The organism is Massilia oculi (assembly GCF_003143515.1).
GTDB lineage: Bacteria > Pseudomonadota > Gammaproteobacteria > Burkholderiales > Burkholderiaceae_D > Telluria > Telluria oculi.
In genome coordinates this window covers 1865801-1890038 of sequence record NZ_CP029343.1, presented here as the reverse complement: position 1 = coordinate 1890038, position 24238 = coordinate 1865801, and the positions used below count along the sequence as shown (strand labels likewise).

Sequence of the window (24238 nt, the reverse complement as noted above, 5' to 3'; positions counted from 1 at the left end):
GGATCGATCATGAACGATGCAGGCTTGAACCGCGTGGACGCCTGGGCCGAAGTCGGCCGCGCCCGCAAGCACGAATCCGCCGAGCTGCACGTGCGCGGCCAGGCCACCTATACCGACGACATCGCCGAACTCGCCGGCACCCTGCACGCGGCCCTCGGCCTGTCGGCGCGCGCGCATGCGCGCGTCAAGGGAATCGACCTGGCCCCGGTCCGCGCCAGCCGCGGCGTGGTCGCGGTGCTGACGGCGCGCGACATCCCCGGCCTGAACGATTGCGGACCGATCGTCCACGACGACCCGATCCTGGCCGATGGCCTGGTCCAGTACGTGGGCCAGCCGATCTTCATCGTCGTCGCCGACAGCCATGACAATGCGCGCCGCGCGGCGCGCCTGGCCGTGGTCGACTACGACGACCTGCCGGCCATCCTGACGCCGCAGGCGGCGCGCGCCGCGGCATCGTACGTGCTGCCGCCGATGCGCCTGGCGCGCGGCGATGCGGCGCAGGCGTTCGCGCGCGCGCCGCACGTCGTCAAGGGCGAGCTGCACGTGGGCGGCCAGGAACAGTTCTACCTCGAAGGACAGGTCGCCTACGCGATCCCCGGCGAAGACCGCGGCATGCACGTGTACTGCTCGACCCAGCACCCGAGCGAGATGCAGCACGTGGTGGCGCATGCGCTGGGCCTGCACTCGCATCACGTGACGGTCGAGTGCCGCCGCATGGGCGGCGGCTTCGGCGGCAAGGAATCGCAGTCGGCGCTGTGGGCGGCGGCGGCGTCGATCGCGGCCGTGCGCACGGGGCGCCCGGTCAAGCTGCGCGCCGACCGTGACGACGACATGCTGGTCACGGGCAAGCGCCACTGCTTCCACTACGAGTACGAGGTCGGCTACGACGACGAGGGCCGCATCCTGGCGGCGAAGGTCGACATGGTCAGCCGCGCCGGCTATTCGGCCGACCTCTCGGGCCCCGTCGCCACGCGCGCGGTCTGCCACTTCGACAACGCCTATTACCTGTCCGACGTCGAGATCCGCGCCGCCTGCGGCAAGACCAATACCCAGTCGAACACCGCTTTTCGCGGCTTCGGCGGACCGCAGGGCGCGATCGCCATTGAGTACGTGATCGACGAGATCGCGCGCAAGCTCGGGCGCGATGCGCTCGACGTGCGGCGCCTGAACCTGTATGGCAAGACGGAGCGCAACGTCACGCCCTTCGGCCAGGAGATCGTCGACAACGTGCTCCCCGAGCTGCTGGCCGAGCTCGAAGCCGACAGCGATTACCGCGCCCGGCGCGCCGCCATCCTTGAGTACAACCGCGCCAGCCCGGTGCTCAGGAAGGGCCTGGCGCTCACGCCGCTCAAGTTCGGCATCGCCTTCAACGTCACCCACCTGAACCAGGCCGGCGCGCTGGTGCACGTGTATGTCGACGGCTCCATCCTGGTCAACCATGGCGGTACCGAGATGGGGCAGGGCATCAACACCAAGGTGATGCAGGTGGTGGCGCACGAGCTGGGCGTGGAACTCGCACGCGTGCGCGCCACCGCCACCAATACGTCCAAGGTGGCCAACACCTCGGCCACGGCGGCGTCCACCGGCGCGGACCTGAACGGCAAGGCGGCCCAGGATGCGGCGCGAAAGATCCGCGCGCGCCTGGCCGATTTCGCGGCGGCGCAATACGGTGGCCTTGCAAGCGAAGTGCGCTTCGCCGCCGGGACCGTGTTCGTCGCCGGCCTCACCCTGCCGTTCGGGGAACTGGTGGCGAAAGCCTACCTGGCGCGGGTGCAGCTGTGGTCCGACGGCTTCTATGCGACACCCGGCCTGCATTGGGACGCGAAGACGATGACCGGCCGGCCGTTCTCCTACTTCGCCTATGGCGCGGCGGTGTCCGAAGTCGTGGTCGACACGCTCACCGGCGAATGGAAACTGCTGCGCGTGGACGCGCTGTACGACGCCGGCCGCTCGCTCAATCCGTCGATCGACATCGGCCAGGTCGAAGGCGCCTTCATCCAGGGCATGGGCTGGCTGACGACGGAAGAGCTGTGGTGGAACCCGGCCGGCAAATTGATGACGCATGCGCCGTCCACCTACAAGATCCCGGCCGTCTCGGATTGTCCCGAAGACTTGCGCGTGCGCCTGTTCGACAACGCCAACGTCGAGGACAGCATCCACCGCTCGAAGGCGGTCGGCGAGCCGCCGCTGCTGCTGCCGTTCTCGGTCTTCTTCGCGATCCGCGACGCCATCTCGAGCGTGGGCGATCACAAGATCAATCCGCCTTTGAGCGCACCGGCGACGTCGGAAGAGATCCTGAAAGCGGTCGAATTCGTCGAGGCAGCGCGCGGATGACGAACGACTGGCTTCAGCCACGGGCATGCACTGCCGCCGTGCTGGTCACGGTCGCGGCCGTGAAAGGCTCCGTGCCGCGTGAACCGGGGGCGAAGATGCTGGTGCGGGCCGGGGATTTCGCCGGCACCATCGGTGGCGGCCACCTCGAGCATCGCGCCCTCGACATCGCCCGAACCATGCTGCAACTGGGCGAAGCGCGCCGTTTCGAGCGCTTCCCACTTGGCCCGAGCCTGGGCCAGTGCTGCGGCGGCGTGGCCTGGCTCGCATTCGAGCGCATGGAAGCCGAACAGGTGGACATCCTGCGCACGCGCCGCCAGCAGGACACGTGGCGCCTGGTCGCCCTCGACGGCGCCGGCGAATGGACGCTGCTCGACGAAGCGGGCCGTCACCTCGCCGGCGCGGTCACGACGCCAGCCCTTGCAGCGCAAGGCGGTACGCGGGTGGTGGAAGACGAGGGCGGCCGCCGCTGGCTGCTCGACGCCATCCCCGCACCGCGCGACCATTTGATGCTGTTCGGCGCCGGCCACGTCGGCGCCGCCATCGTGCGTGCGCTGGCGCCCTTGCCCTGCCGCGTCACCTGGGTCGACGAGCGAGACGACCTGTTCCCGTCCGACGTCCCCGCCAATGTGACGGTGGAAGCGACCGACATCCCGGAAGCGCTGGTTGAAAAAGCCGCCCCCGGCTCCAGCTTCCTGGTCATGACCCATAGCCACGCGCTCGACCTGCGCCTGTGCCACGCGATTCTGTCCCGCTCACGCGGCGATTCCTGCACGGAATGGTTCGGCCTGATAGGATCGAGTACCAAACGCAGCCAGTTCGAGGCGCGCCTGCGCGAACGCGGCATCGATGCCGCGCGCATCGACGATATGGTGTGCCCGGTCGGCATGCCCGGCATCGCCGGCAAGGCCCCGGCCGTGATCGCCGCCTCCGTCGCGGCTCAGCTGCTGTCCGTGTGGGAAGCCGCCCGCCACCCTGAAGAACAACCGGAACTCTCGTAATGTCCACCGCATCACCCAATCTGCAAGCCTACCGTGCGAGCTTGCTGCACTTTCGCGCCGACCCGGCTTTCGACGACCAGGCCGCGCTGTGGCATGAGGACGGCCTGCTGGTCGTCGAGGATGGCCGCATCAAGGCCGCCGGCGACTACGCCGCGCTGGCGCCGACCTTGCCACCCGGCCTGGAGCAGGTCGACTACCGCGGCAAGGTGATCGCCCCCGGCTTCATCGACACCCACCTGCATTACCCGCAGACCGACATGATCGCCTCGCCGTCGCCCGGCCTGCTGCCATGGCTGGAGACCTACACATTCCCGAGCGAGCGCCGCTTCGAGGACCCGGCGCATGCGCGCGCCACTGCCGAATTCTTCCTGGACGAGCTGCTGCGCTGCGGCACCACCACCGCCGTGGTGTACTGCACCGTGCACCCGCAATCGGTCGATGCCTTCTTCGAGGCCAGCGAGGCGCGCAAGCTGCGCATGGTGGCCGGCAAGGTGCTGATGGACCGCAACTGCCCGGACTTCCTGCGCGACCTCGAGGGCGACCTGGGCCAGAGCGAAGACCTGATCAATAAATGGCACAAGCGCGGACGGTCGCTGTATGCGATCACGCCGCGCTTCGCCCCGACCTCGACCGACGTCCAGCTGCGCCTGACCGGCGAGCTGGCGGCGCGCCATCCGGACACCTTCATCCAGACACACGTCTCGGAAAACAAGGACGAGTGCACCTGGGTGAACGAGTTGTTTCCGCAGGCGCGCAGCTATCTCGACGTGTACGAACGCTTTGGTTTGATGCGTCCGCGCGCGCTGTTCGGCCACTGCATCTGGCTCGACGACGAAGACTTCGCGCGCATGGCGGCCACCGGGTCGGCGGCCGCCGTGTGCCCGACCTCGAACCTGTTCCTGGGCAGCGGCCTGTTCGACTTCGAACGCGCCGACAGCGCGCGGGCGCTGCTGTCGCTGGGCACCGACGTCGGCGCCGGCACCTCGTTTTCGATGCTGCAGACCATGAACGAAGCCTACAAGGTGGCGCGCCTGAAAGGCAGTTACCTGCCGGCGCTGCGCATGTTCTACCTCGCCACCCTGGGCGCGGCGCGCAGCATGCGCCTGGAAGACACGATCGGCAGCTTCCAGCCCGGCCTGGAAGCCGACTTCGTGGTGCTCGACCGCGAGGCGACGCCGCTGCTGGCGCGCAGGACGGGTCACTGCGACTCGCTGGAGGAACTGCTGTTCGCGCTGGCGCTGCTGGGAGACGACCGCACGATCGCCGCGACGTACTCGGGCGGACGCAAGGTGCACCAACGTTGATTTGGCAATATTGCCAATGGTGAACGAAGCAGTTAGAGTGGCGCGATTCAATATTCACCCAGAAAGCACATCATGCACAAGCTATTCCCCGGCGGCGCGCTGCTGGCGCTGGCCGTGGCCAGCGCCCCGGCCTGGGCCAAGGAGCCCGCCGCCAACGCCAATGAAGCGGCCACCGCCCGCCACTACGCGAGCCTGATCGCGGGCGAGCAGCCGAAGCTGTCCGAGCTGACGATGTTCTTCACGCAGATGCCGAAGGGCGGCGATCTGCACCACCATTATTCGGGTTCGGTGTATGCCGAGACCTATACCGAATTCGTCGACAAGCAGGGCTTCTGCATCAACACGCAGACCTGGCGCATCGAGACCGACAAGGCCGTGGTGGCGCGTGAACTCGCGCGGCCGGCCGCCCAGCGCACTTGCAAGTCGGGCGCCGAGGTGCGGGCCGACGAAGATACCTGGCGCGAAGTGGCCAAGCGCTGGTCGAACAAGGATTTCTACAACCACACCAATCTGCAGCCGGCGCCCGACCAGCGCTTCTTCCAGACCTTCGGCTACTTCGGCCCGGTGGCCAACGACAACCTGCGTGAAGGCCTGCAAGAGATCAAGCAACGCGCGATCGCGGAAAACGTGGGTTACATCGAAACGATGTTCCTGCTGTCGCCCTTCATCGCGAACCCGGACTTCGATAGCCAGGCCTGGTCCAATGTGAACGACGACAAGGCGCTCGACAGCGCCTTGCGCGCGAAACTGGCTGCACTCGACAAGGATGCCGCTTTCAATGAATCGATCGACGACTTCGTCCGGCAGATCCATGCCGCCTCCGAAGGCATCGACGACGAGCACTTCACCATGCGCTACCAGAACTACACGCTGCGCCTGTTGAATCCGTCGCAGGTGTTCTCGGCGATGGTGTCGAGCTTCAAGGCGGCAGCCAAGGGCGGACGCATCGTCGGCCTGAACATCGTGGGCCAGGAAAGCACCCACGTCTCGATGCGCGACTACCTTCTCCACATGAAGATGTTCCGTTTCCTGAAGTCGGTCTACCCGAACGTGAAGGTGGCGATGCATGCGGGCGAACTGGCGCTGGGCGACGTGCCGCCGGAAGGCCTGAAGTTCCACATCGACCAGGCGCTGGCGGTGGCGGGCGCCGACCGCATCGGCCACGGCCTGGACCTGGCGCACGAGGCGAATGCCCCGGGCATCATGAAGACCATGCGCGAAAAGGACATCCCGGTCGAGATCAACCTGACCTCGAATGCCTTCATCAGCGGCGTGTCGACCACGAACCACCCGCTCAATCTGTACCGCAAATATGGCGTGCCCTACGTGATCTCGACCGACGATGCCGGCGTGACCCGCCACACGCTGTCGCATGAGTACGTGCAGTTCGCCAGCCAGTTCAAGCCGAGCTATGCGGAAGTGAAGAAGGCTTCCTACAACAGCATCCGCTATGCCTTCCTGCCCGTGGCGGAAAAGCAACGACTGACCCGCCAGCTGGACCAACGTTACACGGAATTCGAAGCGAAGATCGCGGCGCTGGACGCCGCGGCCATCCGCGCCAAATAAAGTGTGACATCCGCGGTCCGGCGCCTGCCGGACCGCCTGCGTGTCACATTTCTCCGGTAACTTTTTGGTGATAAGTTAATGCAAAATTAACTTATGTCGCCTTCTCGCTACAAAAATCTTCGTTCCCCGCGCACTTCCACGGAATTTTTATCAAAAAGATTCCGCGGGAGAATGCCGCACATATAATCCCGCCTTGTCACATTTCGGTCGGAAGCACGCCGATTATGTCGTGTACAGACAACACTTGCCCGGTGATTTATACGCAAAAGCTCTAAATAGCCAAGCCAAAACGAATTTGTCGGCTTGTTCAAAGCTCATGCATATTGGCGGAATTCCGCTGTATGACATCACTTCACCGCGTCACGTTGTTGAAACATTGTAACGATACAATCGCAGCCGCTTGCCGGCTGAAGCGCTGCCGCACCAAGCAAAAAATTCAAGCAGTAAATCGTAGGGGAGGGCGTCCGCCCGGGCGTCCAACAATAAATTGAAGTTCTTTTTGGGGTAATCAATGATCACTCAACAACAGATCCGGCTCACCAAATTGGCGCTGGCTTTGTCGGTTGCACTGGCGGCGTCGCCGTCGTTTGCACAGAACACCACGTCCGCCATCGGTGGCCGTATCTCGAACGCTGCCGGCGCACCAGCTGCCGGCGCACAAGTGCAGATCCTGCACGTCGAGTCGGGTTCTGTCAGCAATGTCGTCACTGACGCGGAAGGCCGCTACACCGCGCGCGGCCTGCGCGTGGGTGGTCCTTACACCATTACCATCACCAAGGATGGCGTCACCCAGACGCGCAACGACGTCTACGTCGAGCTGGCGCAGACCGCGACCGTCGACGCGACCGTCGGCATCCAGACCGTGACCGTGGCCGGCTCGGCTGTTCGCTCGGAGATTTTCTCGAGCAACAACATGGGTTCGGGCACTTCGATCAGCAACACCGAACTGCAAACCCAGGCATCGATCCAGCGTAACCTGCAAGATTACGCCCGTGCCGACCCGCGCGTGTCGCAGACCGACAAGGACCGCGGCGAACTGTCCGTGGCCGGCCAGAACTCGCGCTACAACTCGATGACCATCGACGGCGTCGCGATCAACGACACCTTCGGCCTGGAAGCGAACGGCAGCCCGACCGCACGCCAGCCGATCTCGATCGAGGCGATCCAGTCGGTGCAGGTCAACGTCGCCAACTACGACGTCACCCAGAAGGGCTACACCGGCGCCAACATCAACGCCGTGACCAAGTCGGGTACCAACACCTACAAGGGCGGCGTGTACTACGTGTTCCGCAACGACACGATGGCGGGCGATCGTTACAACCCGATCACCGACGTCTACAGCGATCCTCCGAAGTCGAAGGAAACCACCAAGGGTATCTGGGCTTCCGGTCCCCTGATCCAGGACAAGCTGTTCATCTTCGCCCTGGCCGAAAACTTCGAGAGCTCGCGTTCGAGCCCGGACTTCGGACCGATCGGCAGCGGGGCCGGCACTACCGTCGCCATCACCCCGGCGGCCATCTCCCAGGCACAGAGCATTGCCCAAAGCGTCTACGGCGTTGACATCGGCAGCCCGACCGTTCCTAGCGGCTCGATGCTGACCTCGAAGGAGCGCATGGTGAAGTTCGACTGGAACATCACCGACGAACACCGCGCCAACCTGCGCTATGCAAAGACCACCCAGGGCGAGCCGTTCTACCCGGGCTTCTCGGCCACCGGCGTCGGCCTCTCGTCGAGCTTCTACAACCAGGGCAAGGAAATCGAGACCGTCGTCGGCCAGATCTTCTCGGACTGGACCCCGACCTTCTCGACCGAGTTCAAGTTTTCGACCCGCGACTACGATTCGGTCCCGACCAACGCGACCCGTACCCCATCGATCGGCCTGCAATTCTCCGGCGCGCTGCCTGCCGGCGCACCGGCCGGCCTGTCGACCGCCAACCGCTTCCTGAACTTCGGTACCGAATTCAGCCGCCACAACAACGTCCTGCGCAACAAGACCAAGGACATGTATGCCGGCGCCAACTGGATCGTGGGCGACCATGAGCTGAAGTTCGGCGTCGACCAGACCAAGAACGAAGTCTATAACGCGTTCCTGCAAGGTATCAACGGTTCGTATACCTTCGCCTGCCTGGATTCGACCGACCCGAACTTCTACTCGTTCGGCGCGCTGACCTGCTCCGGCGCCTCGGCCGACCGCATCCAGCAAGCCGTGCTCGAGAACTTCCAGCGCGGCCGTCCGCTGAGCTTCAGCCAGCAGCGCGCGCTGCCGGGTGCTACGCTCAACGACGCGATCGCCATGTTCGAAACCAAGAACACCGGCCTGTTCCTGCAAGACACCTGGGCAGTCAACGACCAGCTGACCCTGACCTACGGCGTGCGTTACGACCGTAACGATGTCGGCGGCGTCCCGTTGTATAACGCTGCTGCCGCCGCACCGATGGTTGCCGGCAACCCGGCCACCGGCGCCCGCCAGAGCGGCGGCTTCGGTCTGGACAACCGCCAGACCATCGACGGCACCGACCTGGTCCAGCCACGCCTGGGCTTCAACTACCGCTTCGACAAGTCGGAGCGTCCGACCCAGCTGCGCGGCGGCGTCGGCCTGTTCCAGGGCGCGGCAGCGACCGTCTGGATGTCGAACCCGTTCTCGGGCACCGGCGTGGCAACCGCCACCATCAGCTGCTCGGGCACCGGCGCGACCCGCTGCCCGACCACGGGCGGCCTGGCCAGCCTGGATCCGGACGCCCAGCCGGCGATTTCCGGCGCGATTCCGGCTGCTGACGTGAACTTCCTGGATCCGAACTTCCGCCAGCCGTCGATCTGGAAAGCCAACCTGGCGTTCGATACCGAATTGCCATGGTATGGCATCGTGTTCGGCGCCGAAGCGCTGTACACCAAGAACAAGAACGGCATCTACTACGAGCACCTGAACCTGGGCGCGTCGACCCGTACCGGCTCGGACGGTCGTGAGCTGTACTGGAACGCGGCCGGCTTGAACCGGAATAGCTGGGGCGTGTCGAACAACACCGCCAACGTGATCACCAGCGCTGGCGCACAGACGCGCTCGCTGAACAACCGCAGCTTCGGCAACGTGCTGGTGGCGCGCGATACTGACAAGGGCGATGCAAAAGTCCTGACCGCCTCGCTGTCGCGTCCGATGACCAAGGGCATCGGCTGGTCGGTGGCTTACACCTACACCGACGCGACCGAAGTCTCGCCGCTGACCTCGTCGGTGGCCAACTCGAACTGGCGCGGTCGTTCGGTGTTCAACCCGAACGAAGAAGTCGCTGCAGCGTCGAGCTACGCCATCAAGAACCGCGTCAATGCGCTGGTCAACTTCCAGAAGAAGTTCTTCTCGAACTACAACACCCGCCTGGGTATCTTCTACGAAGGTCGTGAAGGACGTCCATACAGCTGGACCATCAACAATGACCTGAATGGTGATGGCGAGTCGGGCAATGACCTGATGTACATCCCGACCGCATTCGGTTCCGGTGAAGTCGTGTTCTACGGCGATACCGCAACCAACCGCTCGAACGAGCAGCGCTTCTGGGACGTCGTCAACGCCAACAAGGGCCTGCACAGCGCGGCTGGTGGTGTCGTGAAGCGTAACAACAGTACCGCTGAGTGGGTCAATACCTTCGACGTGCGTATCAGCCAGGAAATCCCTGGCCTGTTCAAGCGCAACAAGGCGACCTTCACCCTGGACTTCATGAACTTCGGCAACCTGCTGAACAAGAAATGGGGTCGTACCGAAGAGATCAGCTTCCAGTCGTCGGGCGGCATGGCACGTAGCTTCGTGGACTACGCAGGTCTGGATGCACAAGGTCGTTACATCTACGTCGTGCGCAACGACGTCGAGCGTCAAGACCTGAAGCAAGCCAAGGGCGAGTCGCAGTGGGCGATCCAGGCGACCCTCAAGTACGAATTCTAAGCAGCCCGCATTCGTAGCATGAGCTAGTCAAGAACGGCCGGTGGAAACACCGGCCGTTTTTCTTTAAAAAATGCGCAGCCCAGCAATCGTAAGGATTTCCTGCACACAAGGCGCATGGGATAATGTTGGCTGTCGAGTTTGCTCGAACTCCGTTTTTCCGGACCCGCCGTTCGCGCCGGTCCGCATCCAGTAAAGGTGTTTCCATGATCGTTACGCGCCGCGCATGCGCCAGTCTTTCCACCCTCACCATGGCGCTGCTGCTGGCCGGCTGCGTCAGCGCGCCCCAGGGCCCGGTGACCCTCAATCTCATATCGCTGAACGACTTCCACGGCAACCTCGAACCGAGCCGTTACGTCCTCAAGCATGCGGATGGCAAGGAAGAAGTCATGCGCGCCGGCGGCGCCGAAGCGGTGGCGGCGGCCCTGCAGGCCTGGCGCAAGGAAGACAAGGATTTGCTCCTGGTCTCGACCGGCGACATCGTCGGCGCCAGCCCGGCGCTGTCGTCGCTGTGGGCCGACGAGCCGACCATCGAAGTGATGAATATGCTGAACCTGCGCGCCAGCGCGGTGGGCAACCATGAATTCGACGGCGGCCGCAAGGAATTGCTGCGCCAGCAGAACGGCGGCTGCGATTCGCCGCATCCCACCAAAGCGTGCAAGTTCACCCCGGACTTCGGCGGCGCCAAGTTCACCTACCTCGGCGCCAACGTGATCGACTCGGCCACCGGCAAGCCGGTCATCCCGGGCTTCCGGATCGAGGACGTCAAGGGCATCAAGGTGGGCCTGGTCGGCGTGGTGCTGAAGGACACGCCGAACATGGTGGTGGCTTCCGGCGTGGCCGGTCTGCAGTTCGGCGACGAAGCCGAGGCGATCAACCGCGCGCTGCCGGCCATGCGCGCCGCCGGTGCGCAAGTCATCGTGGCGCTGGTGCACCAGGGCGGCCGCACGGTGGAGTCGCCGCTGCAGGCCGGCTGCTCGCAGCTCAAGGGCGACATCGTCGACGTGGTCCAAAAGATCGACCCGTCGGTCAAGCTGGTGCTGACCGGCCACTCGCACCAGGGCTACCTGTGCGACGTCGATGGCCGCACCGTGACCCAGGCCGACACCGCCGGCCACCTGCTCACCCGCGTGTCGATGCAGGTCGAGCCGAAGACCGGTGCGGTCAGCAACCTGGTCGTGAAGAACGTCGTGATGAAGCCGGGCGAGTATCCGGCGGATCCGAAGATGACGGCCTTCGTGGCGCAGGTGAAGGAGCGCAGCAAGGAAGCGTTGAACCGCCCGATCGCCAGGGTGGCCGGCGCGCCCGTGCTGCGCAAGACCAATGACGCCGGCGAGTCGGTGCTGGGCAATATGATCGCCGATGCGGCGCTCGATTCGGTCCGTGACCTGGGCGCGCAACTGGCCTTCATGAACAATGGCGGCATCCGCCGCGACCTCGAGGCCGGCCCGGACGGCACGGTCGCCTTCGGCCAGGCTCAGGTGGTACTCCCGTTCGGCAACACGACGGTCGTGATGGACCTGACCGGCGCCCAGATCCGCGCGCTGCTGGAACGCCAGTGGGCCGACGGCGTCGATTCGAATTCGTCGGTGCTGCAGGTTTCCGAAGGCTTCAGCTATGCCTGGGACCCGAAGCGTCCGGCGGGCAGCCGCCTGGTGCCGGGCAGCCTGAAGCTGAACGGCAAACAGATGCAGGACGGCGCCACCTACCGCATCGCCACCAATAACTTCCTGGCCGAAGGCAGCGACGGTTATCCGGAGTTCGGCAAGGGCACGGCGCGCGTCGACACCGGCCTGCGCGACCTGGACGGCTTCATCGCTTACCTGAAGAAGATCGAGGGGCGGGGCGCGATGGCGCCGGCTGCACCCCGCATCCAGAAGATCAGGTAATCCCGCAGCACTGTATTGAACAAGGAATCACCATGAAAAAACTCGCATGCGCGCTGGCGCTGACCGGCGTCTTCGCATCGGTGGCCGCGCCCGACGCCGCCGCCTGGGGCCGCGACGGCCACCGCGCCATCGGCGCCATCGCCGACCGGCTGCTCAAGGGCAGCAACGCGCAGAAGGAGATCGCACAGCTCTTGCAGCCGGGCGAATCGCTCGCGTCGGTGGCCAACTGGGCCGACTGCGTGAAGGGCACCTTCTGCGGCCCGCAAACGCCCGAGATGGTCGAGTACGTGGCCGGCAACCCGCGCCACAGCGAATACCACTATACCAATGTGCCGTTCCAGCTGGACCACTACCATGAACACGGCGTGGGCACGAGCGAGGTCGACATCGTGCAGACGCTGGAGCAGTGCATCGCCGTCCTGCAAGGCAAGACCGACCCGGCGCTGAACCCGCACAAGTTCACCAAGCGCCAGGCCCTGATCCTGCTGGCCCACTTCGCCGGCGACATCCACCAGCCGCTGCACGTGGGTTCGGCCTTCGTTTCCAGGGACGGCAAGTTCGTGGTGCCGAAAGACCGCGCCGAGATCGACGAGACCCTGGTCTTCGATTCGCGCGGCGGCAATAATCTGCTGCTGGATAACGAGCGCCTGGCTGTCCTGACCGCCGGCGTGATCCCTCCGGGGGAGCCAATCGTCGTCAAGGAAGGCGTGCCGGCGGCGCTGACCAAGCCGTTCCACTCCTACTGGGACAGCACCACGGTCGACTATGCCTTCCGCCGCATCAAGACCCGCACGCCGGAGCAGTTCGCCGACGTGGCGGTCGCCAGCCAACCGCAGCTGAAGAAAGCGCAGGGCGACGTGTCGACCTGGCCGGTGCAGTGGGTCGAGGATGGCCTGGTGTCGGCCAAGCTGGCGTACAAGGACGTGGCGCCGGGCAAGCTGACCCCGCAGACCAGCAAGAAGGGCGAGACCTATTACACCTTCGCGCTGGAAGTGCCGCAGAACTATCCGGTGCCGAGCTCGGAGATCGCCAAGACCCAGCTGATCAAGGGTGGCTACAACCTGGCGGCGATGTTGCAGGCGATCTGGCCGTAACGTTCTTCCTTGCGCCGTGCCGGCCCCCGGTCGCGTGCAGCGCATGTTTTCCGTGGCCTCGGATAGAATCGCGTCAATCCCCGACACCGATTCCGAGGCCACATGCATTCCACCATCAAAGCCGCTATCGCGGCCGCATGCCTGATTCCCTCCCTCCACGCCAGTGCGCAGTCGCCTGAACCGGCCAGCTTGCCGCTCTGGGAATTCGGCGTGGGCGCCTTCGGCCTCACCGCGCCGGCCTATCCCGGCGCCGACGACCGCAACAACCGCGTCCTGCCGCTGCCCTACCTGCTGTACCGCGGCGAAGTGCTGCGCGCCGACCAGTCGGGCATCGGGGCGCGCCTGTTCCGTTCCGACCGGCTCGAGTTCGACGTCGGCCTGGCGGGCGCCTTGCCGTCCGATTCGGACGACGTCGACATCCGCGCCGGCATGCCCGACCTGGGCGCCCTGTTCGAGTTCGGCCCTAGGCTGAAGATCCGGTTGGCCGATATCGACCGCACTAGCCGCCTGCGCGCCGAACTGCCGCTGCGCGCCGTGATCGAGGCCAGGGGAGGGCTGCGGCGCCAGGGCTGGACCTTCGAGCCCAAGCTGGCCTATGAGACGCGCGGCGAGCGCGGGCTGTGGAGCGTCGAGGGGAATGTCTCGGTCGTGTTCGGCGACAAGCGCATCAACCGTTACTTCTACGAAGTGCAGCCGCAGTATGCCAATGCGTCGCGCGCGGCCTATGGCGCCGATGCGGGCCTGATGCTCACCCGCGTCGGCCTGTTCGCCACGCGCCAACTGAATCCTGACCTGCGCCTGTTCGGCTTCGTGCGCTTCGAGTCGTATGCCGGCAGCGCCAACCGCGACAGCCCGCTGCACCTCAAGGACACCGGCACGTCGGCCGGCATCGGCTTCGCCTGGACCCTGGCGCGCTCCAGCCGCCGCGCGGCGGCTTACGAGCCGGTCGATCCCGTCACACCATAAAAAACGCCGGGACATGCCCGGCGTGAAGAGGAGACAACCAGTGCGCGTCAGGCCGCCTGACGCATCTCCAGCGCCGGACGACCGGCGCTCTTGAGGGATGGACGGCCTGCCGCGGCCTGCGGCTCGAAGCGGAAGGTCGACACCAACTGCGCCAGCAACTGCGCCTGTTCGCGCATCGAGGTCGAGGCGGCCGCCGCTTCTTCGACCAGCGCCGCGTTCTGCTGCGTCACCTGGTCCATCTGGGCGATCGCCTGGTTCACCTGCTCGATGCCGGCCGACTGCTCCTGGCTGGCCATGGCGATGCCCGACATGATCGCGGTGACGCGGCCGATGCTGTCCACGATTTCCTGCATGGTGCTTCCGGCGTCCGACACCAGGCGGCTGCCTTCCTCGACCTTGGCGCTCGAGTCGCCGATCAGGGTCTTGATTTCCTTGGCCGCCGCCGCCGAGCGCTGGGCCAGGTTGCGCACCTCGCTCGCCACGACCGCGAAGCCGCGGCCCTGTTCGCCGGCGCGCGCCGCTTCCACCGCCGCATTCAGCGCCAGGATATTGGTCTGGAAGGCGATGCCGTCGATGACGCCGATGATGTCCGAGATCTTCTTGGACGAATCGGTGATCGCGTCCATGGTCTGCACCACGCGGCCGACGGTCTCGCCGCCGCGGCCGGCCACTTGCGAAGCGGTCTGCGCCAGCGCATTGGCTTCGCGCGCATTGTCGGCGTTCTGCTTCACGGTCGAGGTCAGTTCTTCCATCGACGAGGCGGTTTCTTCCAGCGCGCCGGCCTGCTGCTCGGTGCGCGACGACAGTTCGAGGTTGCCGGCCGAGATCTGGTCGGCCGCTTCGACGATGGTCTCGGTGCCGCTGCGCACCTGGCCGACGATGCCCACCAGGTTGTCGTTCATGTCCTTCAGGGCGCCCATCAGCACGCCAGTCTCGTTGCTGCCCTGGGCGACGATGCGGCTGCTCAGGTCGCCAAGGGCGACGGTCTGGGCGACCATCACGGCTTCTTCCAGCGGCGCGGTGATGCGGCGGCCAATCCACCAGGCGAAGGCGGCGCCGGCCACCAGGGCGATCGCGGCCAGGGACAGCTGCAGGTTCAGGCTGGTCTTGAAGCCATCGTCGATCGACTGCGCATCGGCTTCGACCACCGTCTGCTGGTATTGCACGATCGCGCGCAGGCTTTCGACATAAGCCTTCACGCGCGGCAGCATGTCGGTGGCCAGGAACTGGCGCACCGCCTCGTCGTCGCCTGCCGCTTTTTTCGCCAGCACGCTCTTGCGCGCAGCGCGGTAGCCTTCGCGCTGCTCGTCGACCTTGCCGAACAAGGCCATCGCCGCGGCGTCGTCCTTCAGGCTGTCGATCAGGCCCTTGTGCAGGACGTCGGAGCGCTTCGACGACGAGGCGATATCGTCGAGGAAGTACTTCTCGTCCTCGGAATTGGTCATCTTGATGGCGGCAATCGTGCGCGCGGCATTCGTTTCGATGATGGCCTGCCACTCCTGCAGCATGGCCAGGCGTTCCATGCTCTGGGTGGTCAGCTTGTCGGTCAGGTTTTCCGCCTTCTTGGTCTGGATCAGGCCGATGCCGACCAGGAGCAGCATGGCGGCCAGCAGAGTGGCGAAGCCACCGAACAGAAGGCTGCGCAGCTTGATGTTATCGATTGCCATAAATGTCCTATAGAAAAATTTGGACGGCAACGATCGCGATCTTTTCGTTGCCGTACGGAAAGTCGCTATTTTCTCAGACTACGCGGCTATTGAGGATGAAGATTGCATTTTGTATGCCAAATTCATTGATATGTGTGGCATCGTGGTGACGATCACTTGTCATCACAACAAGTGATAGCTGATTCCAGGAATGAGGCGAGTGGAGGGCGGAAGGAAAAACGACCTGCCCGCGAACGCGGGCAGGTGTGGGGATGGTTCAGCGCGACTTGACGAAGGGCTTGCCCAGCGCCTTCGGCGCCACCGACTTGGCCATCAGGCCGGCCAGCACGACCACGGTGACGATGTACGGGATCATCTGGATCAGCGAACCCGGGATGCGGCCCACGACCGGCAGGTCGACGCCTTCGATCTGGATCTGCACCGCGGCGAAGAAACCGAACATCATGCAGCCGAGCACCGTGTGCAGCGGACGCCAGTTGCCGAACACCAGGGCGGTCAGCGCCAGGTAGCCGGCACCGGCCGACATATCGCGCAGGAAGAAGCCGCTCTGGACGATCGACAGGTAGGCGCCCGAGAACGAGCACAGTACGCCGGCGATGATCATCGCCATGTAGCGCGTGCGCTGGACCGGGATGCCGGCGGCGTCGGCCGCGTGCGGGTTCTCTCCGCAGGCGCGCAGGCGCAGGCCGAAGCGGCTGTGGAACAGCACCCAGTGCACGATCGGCAGCAGGGCGAAGGCGAAGTACACCAGCGGCGAGTGGCCGCCGATCAGGCGCGTCCAGACCCAGCCCAGGCCGGGGATGTCGGCCACCAGTTCCGAACCGGGCAGCACCACGGTCGACAGGCGCGCCTCGCCCAGGTCCGGCGTGCGGCCGCCCTGCTGGAAGAAGTACTGGGCCACCACGAACGTCAGGCCGCTCATCGCGATATTGATGGCGATGCCCGCCACCAGCTGGTTGCCCTTCTGCGTGATCGAGACGAAGGCCTGGACCAGGGCCAGCGCGACCGATGCGAGGATCCCGGCCGCGATGCCGATCCACGGGTCCTGGTAGGTGTAGGCGACGCCGGCCGAGACGAAGGCCGAGGCCAGGATCTTGCCCTCGAGGCCGATGTCGACCACGCCGCTGCGCTCGGCGAACAGGCCGGCCATGGCCGCGAAGATCAGCACCGGCGCGTTGCGGATGGTCGAGACGACGATGCTGGCGAACTGGAAGTCTTCCATGGCTTATCCCTTGCGTGCGCTGTTGCCGCGCGTTGCGTTGATCAGTTTCAGCACTGCCGGCGCATACATGTTTTCCATGGCGCCGCAGAACAGGATGATCAGGCCCTGGATGAAAATGAAGGTCTCTTGCGGGATGTTCGGCTTTTCCAGCGACAGGTCGAAGCCGCCCTGGATCAGCGCGCCGAACAGCACCGACGACAGCAGGATGCCGACCGGATGCTGGCGGCCCATCAGCGCGATCGCGATGCCGATGAAGCCGGCGCCGGCCGGGAAGTTCAGGCTCAGGTAGTGGGTCGAACCGAGGATCGAGTTCACCGCCGCCAGGCCCGCCAGGGCGCCCGAGATCAGCATCGCGACGATGATGGTGCGGCTGATGCGCACGCCGGCGTAGTGGGCGGCGTGGGCGTTCAGGCCGGTCGCCTGCAGTTTATAACCCCAGCTCGAGCGCGACACCGCCACCCAGTAGACCACCAGTGCGATCAGGGCCAGGATGAAGGCGAGGTTGAGCGGCGTGTTTTCGCCGAAGAACGGCAGCCAGGTCGACAGCTGCGGGATCGCCGCGGCGTCCGAGAACACGCGGCTGGCCGGGTTCTGGTCGCCCTCGGGGATCATGTACTTGACGATGATGAAGTTCATCAGGCCGGCGGCGATGAAGTTGAACATGATCGTCGTGACCACCACGTGGCTGCCGCGCCTGGCCTGCAGATAGCCCGGCAGGAAGGCCCAGGCCGCGCCGAACAGGGCGCTGGCGACGATCGCCAGCGGGATCAGGAGCCAGGCGGAGAGACTCGCGTCGAACGCCAGCATGGCCAGGGTCAGGCCCAGGCCGCCCAGGTACATCTGGCCTTCGGCGCCGATGTTGAACAGGCCCGCCTTCATCGCGATCGACACGGCCAGGCCGGTGAACACGAACGTGGAGGCATAGAACAGCGTATAGCTCAGGCCTTCCGGATTGATGACGGCGCTGTTGACGAGGATCTGCAGCGATTCCACCGGGCTCTCGCCCAGCAGATGGATGACCAGCGCGGCGACCAGCAGCGCGGACAGCAGGTTCAGGACCGGCAGGACGAAGCCTGATGCCCAGCGTGGGAGTTCAGTGGTTTTCATGATTTGTGCATCCCGCCCATCAAGAGGCCGATGCGGGTGGTGTCGAATTCGTCAATATGGAGTTCGCCGGTGACGCGGCCGCCCGACATCACGACGATGCGGTCGGCCAGGGCGCGCACTTCTTCCAGCTCGGTCGACACCAGCAGGATGGCCACGCCTTCGTCGCGCAGGCGCAGCAGCTGGGTGTGGATGCTTTCGATGGTGCCGATGTCGACGCCGCGGGTCGGCTGGCCGACCAGCATCAGCTTTGGCGCGGCCGACACTTCGCGCGCGATCACGACCTTCTGCTGGTTGCCGCCCGAGAGCAGGCCGATGCGCACATTCGGGTCTTTCGGACGCACGTCGAACTGCTCGAGCAAACCGGCGCAGCGCTGGGCGATGGCGTCGAAGTCGAACAGGCCGCGCTTCGTGACGCGGTCCTGGTAGCCGAACACGGTGTTCTGCATGACCGAGAAATCCTTGATCACGCCATCGCGCAGGCGGTCTTCGGGCACGTGGCCGATGCCGAGGTCGCGGAAGGTGGCGGGCAGGCCGTCGGCGTTCGAGCGGCCGGCGAAGGGCAGCGGCGCGCCTTCCATCGTCACCTTGCCGGACGTGGGCAGGCGCATGCCGGACAGGATTTCCATCAGCTCGCTCTGGCCATTTCCCGAGACGCCGGCGATGGCGACGATCTCGCCGGCGCGCACGTTCAGGGCAATGTCGGCCAGCAGCTGGACGCCGTTGGCGTCCTTCAGTTGCAGGCCCTCGACCTGCAGCACCGGCGCGCCGGGCGCGTGCGGTTTGCGCGGCAGGTTGCCCTCGATCGGGCGGCCCACCATCATGTTCGCCAGCTGCTCCTTCGAGGTGTCGCAGGTGGCGACGGCGCCGGCCACGCGGCCCGCGCGCATCACGGTCACCTGGTCGGTGATCTCCATGATCTCGCCCAGCTTGTGGGTGATCAGGATGATGGTCTTGCCCTGTTCCTTGAACAGCCGCAGGATGTCGAACAGCGAGGCGATTTCTTGCGTGGTGAGCACGGCGGTCGGCTCGTCCAGGATCAGGATCTCGGCGCTGCGGTAGATCTGCTTGAGGATCTCGACGCGCTGCTGGGCCCCGACCGACAGGGTCGAGATGACCGCCAGCGGATCGACGTCGAGGTGGTAGCGGGCGCAGATCTCGCGCAGCTTGGCCTCGGTCTCAAGCCGCTTCTTCGACAGCTTGAAGCCGCCCTCGGCGCCGAGCATCACGTTGTCGAGCACGGTCATGTTCTCGACCAGCATGAAGTGCTGGTGGACCATGCCGATGCCCAGGTCGATCGCTTCCTGGCTGGAGCGGATCTTCTGCTCGGCGCCATTGATGACGAGCTGCCCACTGTCGGCGTGATAGTAGCCGTACAGGATGCTCATCAGGGTGGATTTGCCCGCGCCATTTTCGCCGATCACGCCATGGATCGAGCCCTTGGCAATCGAGAAGCTGACGTCGGCGTTCGCCTGCACCGGCCCGAAGGCCTTGCTGATATTGCGAAATTCTACGGCTGGCTGCATTGCGATCTGTCGTAAATATGAAGTGTCTTTATCATTCAAAAGCGCGCCGGGCCGGTTTTAGCCGGCGCGGCGCGCTTCGAATGGAGATAGGTAAATCAGACCGGGCAGCTGCTGCCTGCGCGGTAATCGATGACCTTGATCTTGCCGTTGATGATGTCCTGGCGCACGGCGTTGACGCGCTTTTCGATCTCCGGCGTGACGACCTTGCGGTTGTCCTTGTCCAGCACCCAGTCCACGCCGCCTTCCTTCAGGCCCTTGTAGTGCACGCCCGCTTTCCAGCTGCCGTTCTTGACCGCCATGAAGGAGTCGTACACGGCCACGTCGACGCGCTTGACCATCGAGGTCAGCATCGTGCCCGGGTGCATGTAGTTCTGGTTCGAATCGACGCCGATCGCCAGCTTGCCGCGTTCCTTGGCCGCCTGCAGCGTGCCCATGCCGCTGCCGCCGGCCACCGCGAACACGACGTCGACGCCGCGCGCGAATTGCGCGCGCGCCAGCTCGCCGCCCTTGGCCGGGTCGTTCCAGGCGGCGGCGGTGGTGCCGACCATGTTCTGGACGATCTCGATCTTCGGCGCCTGGGCCTTGGCGCCCTGGCCGTAGCCGCAGGCGAAGGCGCGGATCAGCGGGATGTCCATGCCGCCAACGAAGCCGAGCTTCTGGGACTTGGAGGCCATCGCGGCGGCCACGCCGACCAGGTAGGAGCCTTCCTGTTCCTTGAACATCACCGATTCGATGTTCGGGCCTTGCGCCACGCTGTCGATCAGCACGAAGCGCACGTTCGGGAATTCACGGGCGACCTTTTGCACGGCCTGGGTTTGCGAGAAACCGATGGCGGCGATCATGTCGACCTTCTTGCGCGCCAGGCCGCGCATCACCTGCTCGGCCTGGGTATCGCTATTGGCCTGGACTTCGAACACCTTGACGCCGGTCTCTTTGGTGAAGCGCTGCAGGCCTTCGAAAGCCGACTGGTTGAACGATTTGTCGAATTTGCCGCCCGCATCGTAGACCATGCCGAGCTTCGGCTGCGCGATCGGGCCTGCGGCCGGCGCTGCCAATGCACTGCCGGCGACGCACAGCGCCGCGATGGTCATGCTGAGTTGCTTAAATTTCATCAATGGGCTCCTGGAGTAGCGATATTGTACCCGCGGCATGGTGGCCGATGGTAAAGGCTGCGCAATTGCGACCTCGAGCGGCATGGCGGCACGTCGCGCTGTGCGATTGTGTCAGTCCGGCGATCCGCAGGAAGTTACGGTTTGTATCTGGCGACTATTTTCTCAGCAGAAGGGCACACGTGTAGCACGGCCACAACAGGCTGGGAGCGTCGATCTGGCTGAAGTGAGCAAAACACGAGCGAACTCACGCCATCCCAGCGCAAGCTGTCAAATATGCATCAACCTGCAAGTTGATGACAAATACGATTTTACTTGCCAATTTATTCGTTGGAAATATAACTGCTGACAACTTTCAGCAATTATTTTGCGGCGAGGGCGAAATCGGCGGGGGTCGGGACCGCTTCGGCGGGTGGTTCCGCGCTGGCGACCGCGTCGGCGACGGCCGCCGCGGCGGCCGGCGTCACGGGCTGGCTGAACTGGCGGGTGAGGAAGCCGGCGATCATGTCCTGCGTCGCTTCGAGGTAGGGGATGTTCATGTGGTCGGAGTCGGGCACGACGTCGTCCGCCACCAGCTGGCCCAGCTTGGCCACCAGCAGGTCGGTGTGCGTGTGCGGCACCACGTCGTCGCTGGCCGCGCGCAGCACATAGGTGGGCGCCTTGAGCGAGGGCGCGTACTTGATCGACTCGAAGCGGTGCTGCAGCATGTACTCGATGGGCATCACGCGGAAGCGCCGCTTGGCGATCGCCAGGATCGAATCGTAGGGCGTGATCAGGACCACGGATTGCGCGGGACGTTCCTTGGCCACCTGCACCGCGACGCCGGAGCCCAGGCTGCGGCCGACCACGGCGATGCGATGGGGATCGACCTGGCCGCGTGTGGCGAGCCAGTCGTACAGCAGGCAGCCGTCTTCGATCATGTGGATCTCGGCCGGCACGCCCTGCGACTCGCCATAGCCGCGGTAGTTCATCGCCAGCACGGTCATGTTGGGGAACAGCTTGCCGGCATCGCGCACGACCCAGGACACTTCTTCGGAACGACCGCCGAAATACAGCACCGCAGGGCGCGGGCCGGGAATGGTCGGGGTCATCAGCCAGCCAGAGAGGCGGGTGCCGTCGTTGGCGCGCAAGACCACCGGACGGGTGCGGTGGCCGCTGCTGCGCGGGCTTTTGACTTCGCGCTCGAGCGTCGGATTGAAAACCAGGCGGCGCTGGTTGGCGGCGACGGCCGCCGTCAGCCCCAGCCACAGCATGCTGGCAAAGCCCGTGATCCCCGCCGCCATTTTCTTCGACATATCCATGACTGACAGTCTACGCCAGCCGCTGAGTTTTGTTCTGTGTGATGCCTCTCACTGTTGGGCAGCCCATGCGAAACGGGTTAAAAAGTTGTTTTAAACCAACATCGAGCGCTGCCGTTGTGCTGGTGTTCCGATCACGTGATTGCGGTTACGATGTGGATCCACCTTCATCCACCCCCTCCTGGAGACGCCGTGCATTACCTGCTCACCTATGACCTCGCCCCCGACTACCTCGAACGCCGCGGCGAGTTCCGCGATGAACACCTCAAATTGGCATGGGACGCGCAGGAACGCGGTGAGCTGGTCCTGGCCGGCGCGCTGACCGAGCCGGCCGATCATGCGGTGCTGGTTTTCGATTGCGGGACGCCCGAACCGGTCCAGCTGTTCGCGGCCATGGACCCTTACGTCACGAACGGCCTGGTGCGCGCCTTCCACGTGCGCCAGTGGAATACGGTCGTCGGCGACCTGGCCAGTAATCCGGTACGGCCTGCCTGAAGGCTTGCCCAAGTTCTTGCCGGATTAACACACCACATGGAGTAACATTCCTCGCTTGTCGAATATTGCCGGGGAATCCATGCAATCTGCTGTCAATCTGTGGCCACTGCTCGGCGTGGTCGTCGTCGTTGCCGGCTTCCTGCTGCGCGCCAATCCGGTGCTGGTCGCCGTCGCCGCCTGCGGCGTGACCGGTGTCGCGGCCGCCATGCCCGTCATGGTCCTGCTCGAGTCGCTCGGCACCGCCTTCGTCAAGACGCGCAACCTGCCATTGATCCTGCTGCTGCCGTTGGCCGCGATCGGTCTGCTGGAGCGCTTCGGCCTGCGCGAGCAGGCGCAATCCGTGATCGCGAAGGTGCGCTCGGCCACCGCCGGTCGCCTGTTGATCGTCTACCTGTTCGCGCGCGAGAGCACCGCCGCGATGGGGCTGACCAGCCTGGGCGGCCATCCGACGATGGTGCGGCCGCTGGTCGCGCCGATGGCCGAGGCGGCCGCGGAAAGCCGGCATGGCACCTTGCCCCAACGCGTGCGCCACCGTATCCGCGCCATGTCGGCCGCCACCGACAATATCGGCCTGTTCTTCGGCGAAGACATCTTCGTGGCCTTCGGCGCCATCGTCCTGATGCACACGATCCTGCAGGCCGAGGGCATCGAGGTCAATCCGCTGCATATCGCGCTGTGGGGCATCCCGACCGCGATCACCGCCTTCGTGATCCATGCCTGGAACCTGCGCCGGCTCGATGCCGAGATCAGGCGCGAGATCCAGCGTGAAGTGACGGCGGCGAAGGAGGCGGCATGACGCTCACCATCGATCACTTCTATATCCTGGTCGGGCTGCTGCTCTCGAGCGTGGCCATCATGAACCTGGTGGACCGCAGCAATCCGCGCCGTGTCACCACCGCGCTGTTCTGGGGACTGTATGCCTTGCTGTACCTGGCCGGCGAGCGCATGCCGCCGGCGGCGGTCGGCGCCCTGATGATCGGCATGGCCTTGCTGGCCGGCTTTGGCGGCGTCCGGGCCGGCGCGCCGAAGGCGCTGGGGCCGGAGGAGCGCCGCGCGCCTGGGCAACCGCATCTTCATCCCGGCGCTGTTGCTGCCGCTGGTGACCGTGATCGGCGCCACCGTGGTCAAGGACGTCCAGTTTCAGGGGCTGCCGCTGCTCGACCCGGCCCACCTGACCCTGGTCAGCATGGGTTGCGGCGCCGTCGTGGCCCTGGTCGCCGCGTGCTGGCTGACGCGCGCCACGCCGCTGCAGGGCGTGCGCGAGGCGCGGCGCCTGGTCGACGCGATGAGCTGGGCGGTGGTGCTGCCGCACATCCTGGCGGTGCTGGGACTGCTGTTCTCGGAAGCCGGCGTCGGCAAGGCGGTGGCGCACCTGGCGACCACCTATATCGGCCTGGATTCGGCATTCGTCGCGGTGGCGGTGTACTGTATCGGCATGGCGCTGTTCACCATCGTGATGGGCAACGGCTTCGCCGCCTTCCCGGTGATGGCGGGCGGCGTCGGCATCCCGGTGCTGATCGGCGTCTATGGCGCCAATCCGGCCGTGATGGCGGCGATCGGCATGTTCAGCGCCTATTGCGGTACCCTGATGACGCCGATGGCGGCCAACTTCAACATCGTGCCGGCGGCGCTGCTCGACCTGCCCGACAAGAACGCGGTGATCCGCGCCCAGATACCGAGCGCGCTGCCGATCCTGATAGCGAATATCTTCCTGCTGTATTTTTTGATGAACCTGTGAGGC

General features: G+C 65.1%; 16 protein-coding genes and 1 pseudogene. 11 read left to right on the top strand and 6 right to left on the bottom strand.

Annotated features, from left to right (window positions below; all coding sequences use genetic code 11):
* Positions 1-9 precede the first annotated feature (9 nt).
* The 8 genes from xdhB to DIR46_RS08690 all read left to right on the top strand — a co-directional run bounded on the left by xdhB (position 10) and on the right by DIR46_RS08690 (position 14076).
* Positions 10-2334, top strand: a complete 2325-nt coding sequence (gene xdhB, locus DIR46_RS08725) for a xanthine dehydrogenase molybdopterin binding subunit (RefSeq protein ID WP_109344889.1) — start codon at positions 10-12, stop codon at positions 2332-2334.
* The gene (gene xdhC, locus DIR46_RS08720; RefSeq protein WP_109344888.1) at positions 2331-3332 is read left to right on the top strand and encodes a xanthine dehydrogenase accessory protein XdhC; all 1002 of its coding nucleotides are present in this window, start codon (positions 2331-2333) and stop codon (positions 3330-3332) included. The genes xdhB and xdhC overlap by 4 nt, the downstream gene beginning before the upstream one ends.
* Positions 3332-4636 (top strand): guanine deaminase, encoded by a 1305-nt coding sequence (guaD, locus tag DIR46_RS08715; protein ID WP_109344887.1) that lies wholly within the window; start codon positions 3332-3334, stop codon positions 4634-4636. Before xdhC ends, guaD begins: the two co-directional genes overlap by 1 nt.
* A gap of 72 nt (positions 4637-4708) precedes the next feature.
* Positions 4709-6202 (top strand): adenosine deaminase family protein, encoded by a 1494-nt coding sequence (locus tag DIR46_RS08710; RefSeq protein WP_109344886.1) that lies wholly within the window; start codon positions 4709-4711, stop codon positions 6200-6202.
* A gap of 511 nt (positions 6203-6713) precedes the next feature.
* Entirely contained in the window at positions 6714-10130 is a 3417-nt protein-coding gene (locus DIR46_RS08705; RefSeq protein WP_109344885.1) for a TonB-dependent receptor, read from the top strand.
* Positions 10131-10333: 203 nt separating this feature from the next.
* A complete protein-coding gene (locus DIR46_RS08700) occupies positions 10334-12016 on the top strand; it encodes a bifunctional metallophosphatase/5'-nucleotidase (RefSeq protein ID WP_109344884.1) in 1683 nt (560 codons plus the stop codon).
* Positions 12017-12048: 32 nt separating this feature from the next.
* Positions 12049-13110, top strand: a complete 1062-nt coding sequence (locus DIR46_RS08695; protein WP_109344883.1) for a S1/P1 nuclease — start codon at positions 12049-12051, stop codon at positions 13108-13110.
* Positions 13111-13212: 102 nt separating this feature from the next.
* On the top strand, positions 13213-14076 hold the full coding sequence (locus DIR46_RS08690; RefSeq protein ID WP_109344882.1) for a MipA/OmpV family protein: 864 nt from the start codon (positions 13213-13215) through the stop codon (positions 14074-14076).
* A gap of 47 nt (positions 14077-14123) precedes the next feature.
* Here the strand turns inward: DIR46_RS08690 and DIR46_RS27615 are convergent, their stop codons facing one another.
* From DIR46_RS27615 to DIR46_RS08660, 6 genes are all read right to left on the bottom strand, one after another.
* Entirely contained in the window at positions 14124-15743 is a 1620-nt protein-coding gene (locus tag DIR46_RS27615; protein WP_109344881.1) for a methyl-accepting chemotaxis protein, read from the bottom strand.
* Between the two features lie 256 nt (positions 15744-15999).
* Positions 16000-16965 (bottom strand): ABC transporter permease, encoded by a 966-nt coding sequence (locus tag DIR46_RS08680; protein ID WP_109344880.1) that lies wholly within the window; start codon positions 16963-16965, stop codon positions 16000-16002.
* Positions 16966-16968: 3 nt separating this feature from the next.
* Positions 16969-18072, bottom strand: coding sequence for an ABC transporter permease (locus tag DIR46_RS08675; protein WP_109344879.1), 1104 nt, complete (start codon positions 18070-18072; stop codon positions 16969-16971).
* Entirely contained in the window at positions 18069-19595 is a 1527-nt protein-coding gene (locus DIR46_RS08670; RefSeq protein WP_109344878.1) for an ABC transporter ATP-binding protein, read from the bottom strand. Before DIR46_RS08670 ends, DIR46_RS08675 begins: the two co-directional genes overlap by 4 nt.
* 95 nt (positions 19596-19690) lie before the next feature.
* Entirely contained in the window at positions 19691-20707 is a 1017-nt protein-coding gene (locus DIR46_RS08665; RefSeq protein WP_109344877.1) for a BMP family lipoprotein, read from the bottom strand.
* Between the two features lie 359 nt (positions 20708-21066).
* Entirely contained in the window at positions 21067-22005 is a 939-nt protein-coding gene (locus DIR46_RS08660; protein WP_109344876.1) for an alpha/beta hydrolase, read from the bottom strand.
* Positions 22006-22194: 189 nt separating this feature from the next.
* Here DIR46_RS08660 and DIR46_RS08655 point away from each other — a divergent pair, with 189 nt between their 5' ends.
* From DIR46_RS08655 to DIR46_RS08645, 3 genes and pseudogenes are all read left to right on the top strand, one after another.
* The gene (locus tag DIR46_RS08655) at positions 22195-22497 is read left to right on the top strand and encodes a YciI-like protein (RefSeq protein WP_109344875.1); all 303 of its coding nucleotides are present in this window, start codon (positions 22195-22197) and stop codon (positions 22495-22497) included.
* A 79-nt stretch (positions 22498-22576) separates the two neighbouring features.
* Positions 22577-23293 carry a DUF969 domain-containing protein gene (locus DIR46_RS08650; RefSeq protein WP_109344874.1) on the top strand — a complete coding sequence of 239 codons (717 nt, stop codon included), beginning with the start codon at positions 22577-22579 and terminating at the stop codon, positions 23291-23293.
* Positions 23290-24235 (top strand): annotated as a pseudogene (locus DIR46_RS08645) (DUF979 domain-containing protein). Before DIR46_RS08650 ends, DIR46_RS08645 begins: the two are co-directional and overlap by 4 nt.
* The last annotated feature ends 3 nt before the right edge of the window (positions 24236-24238 follow it).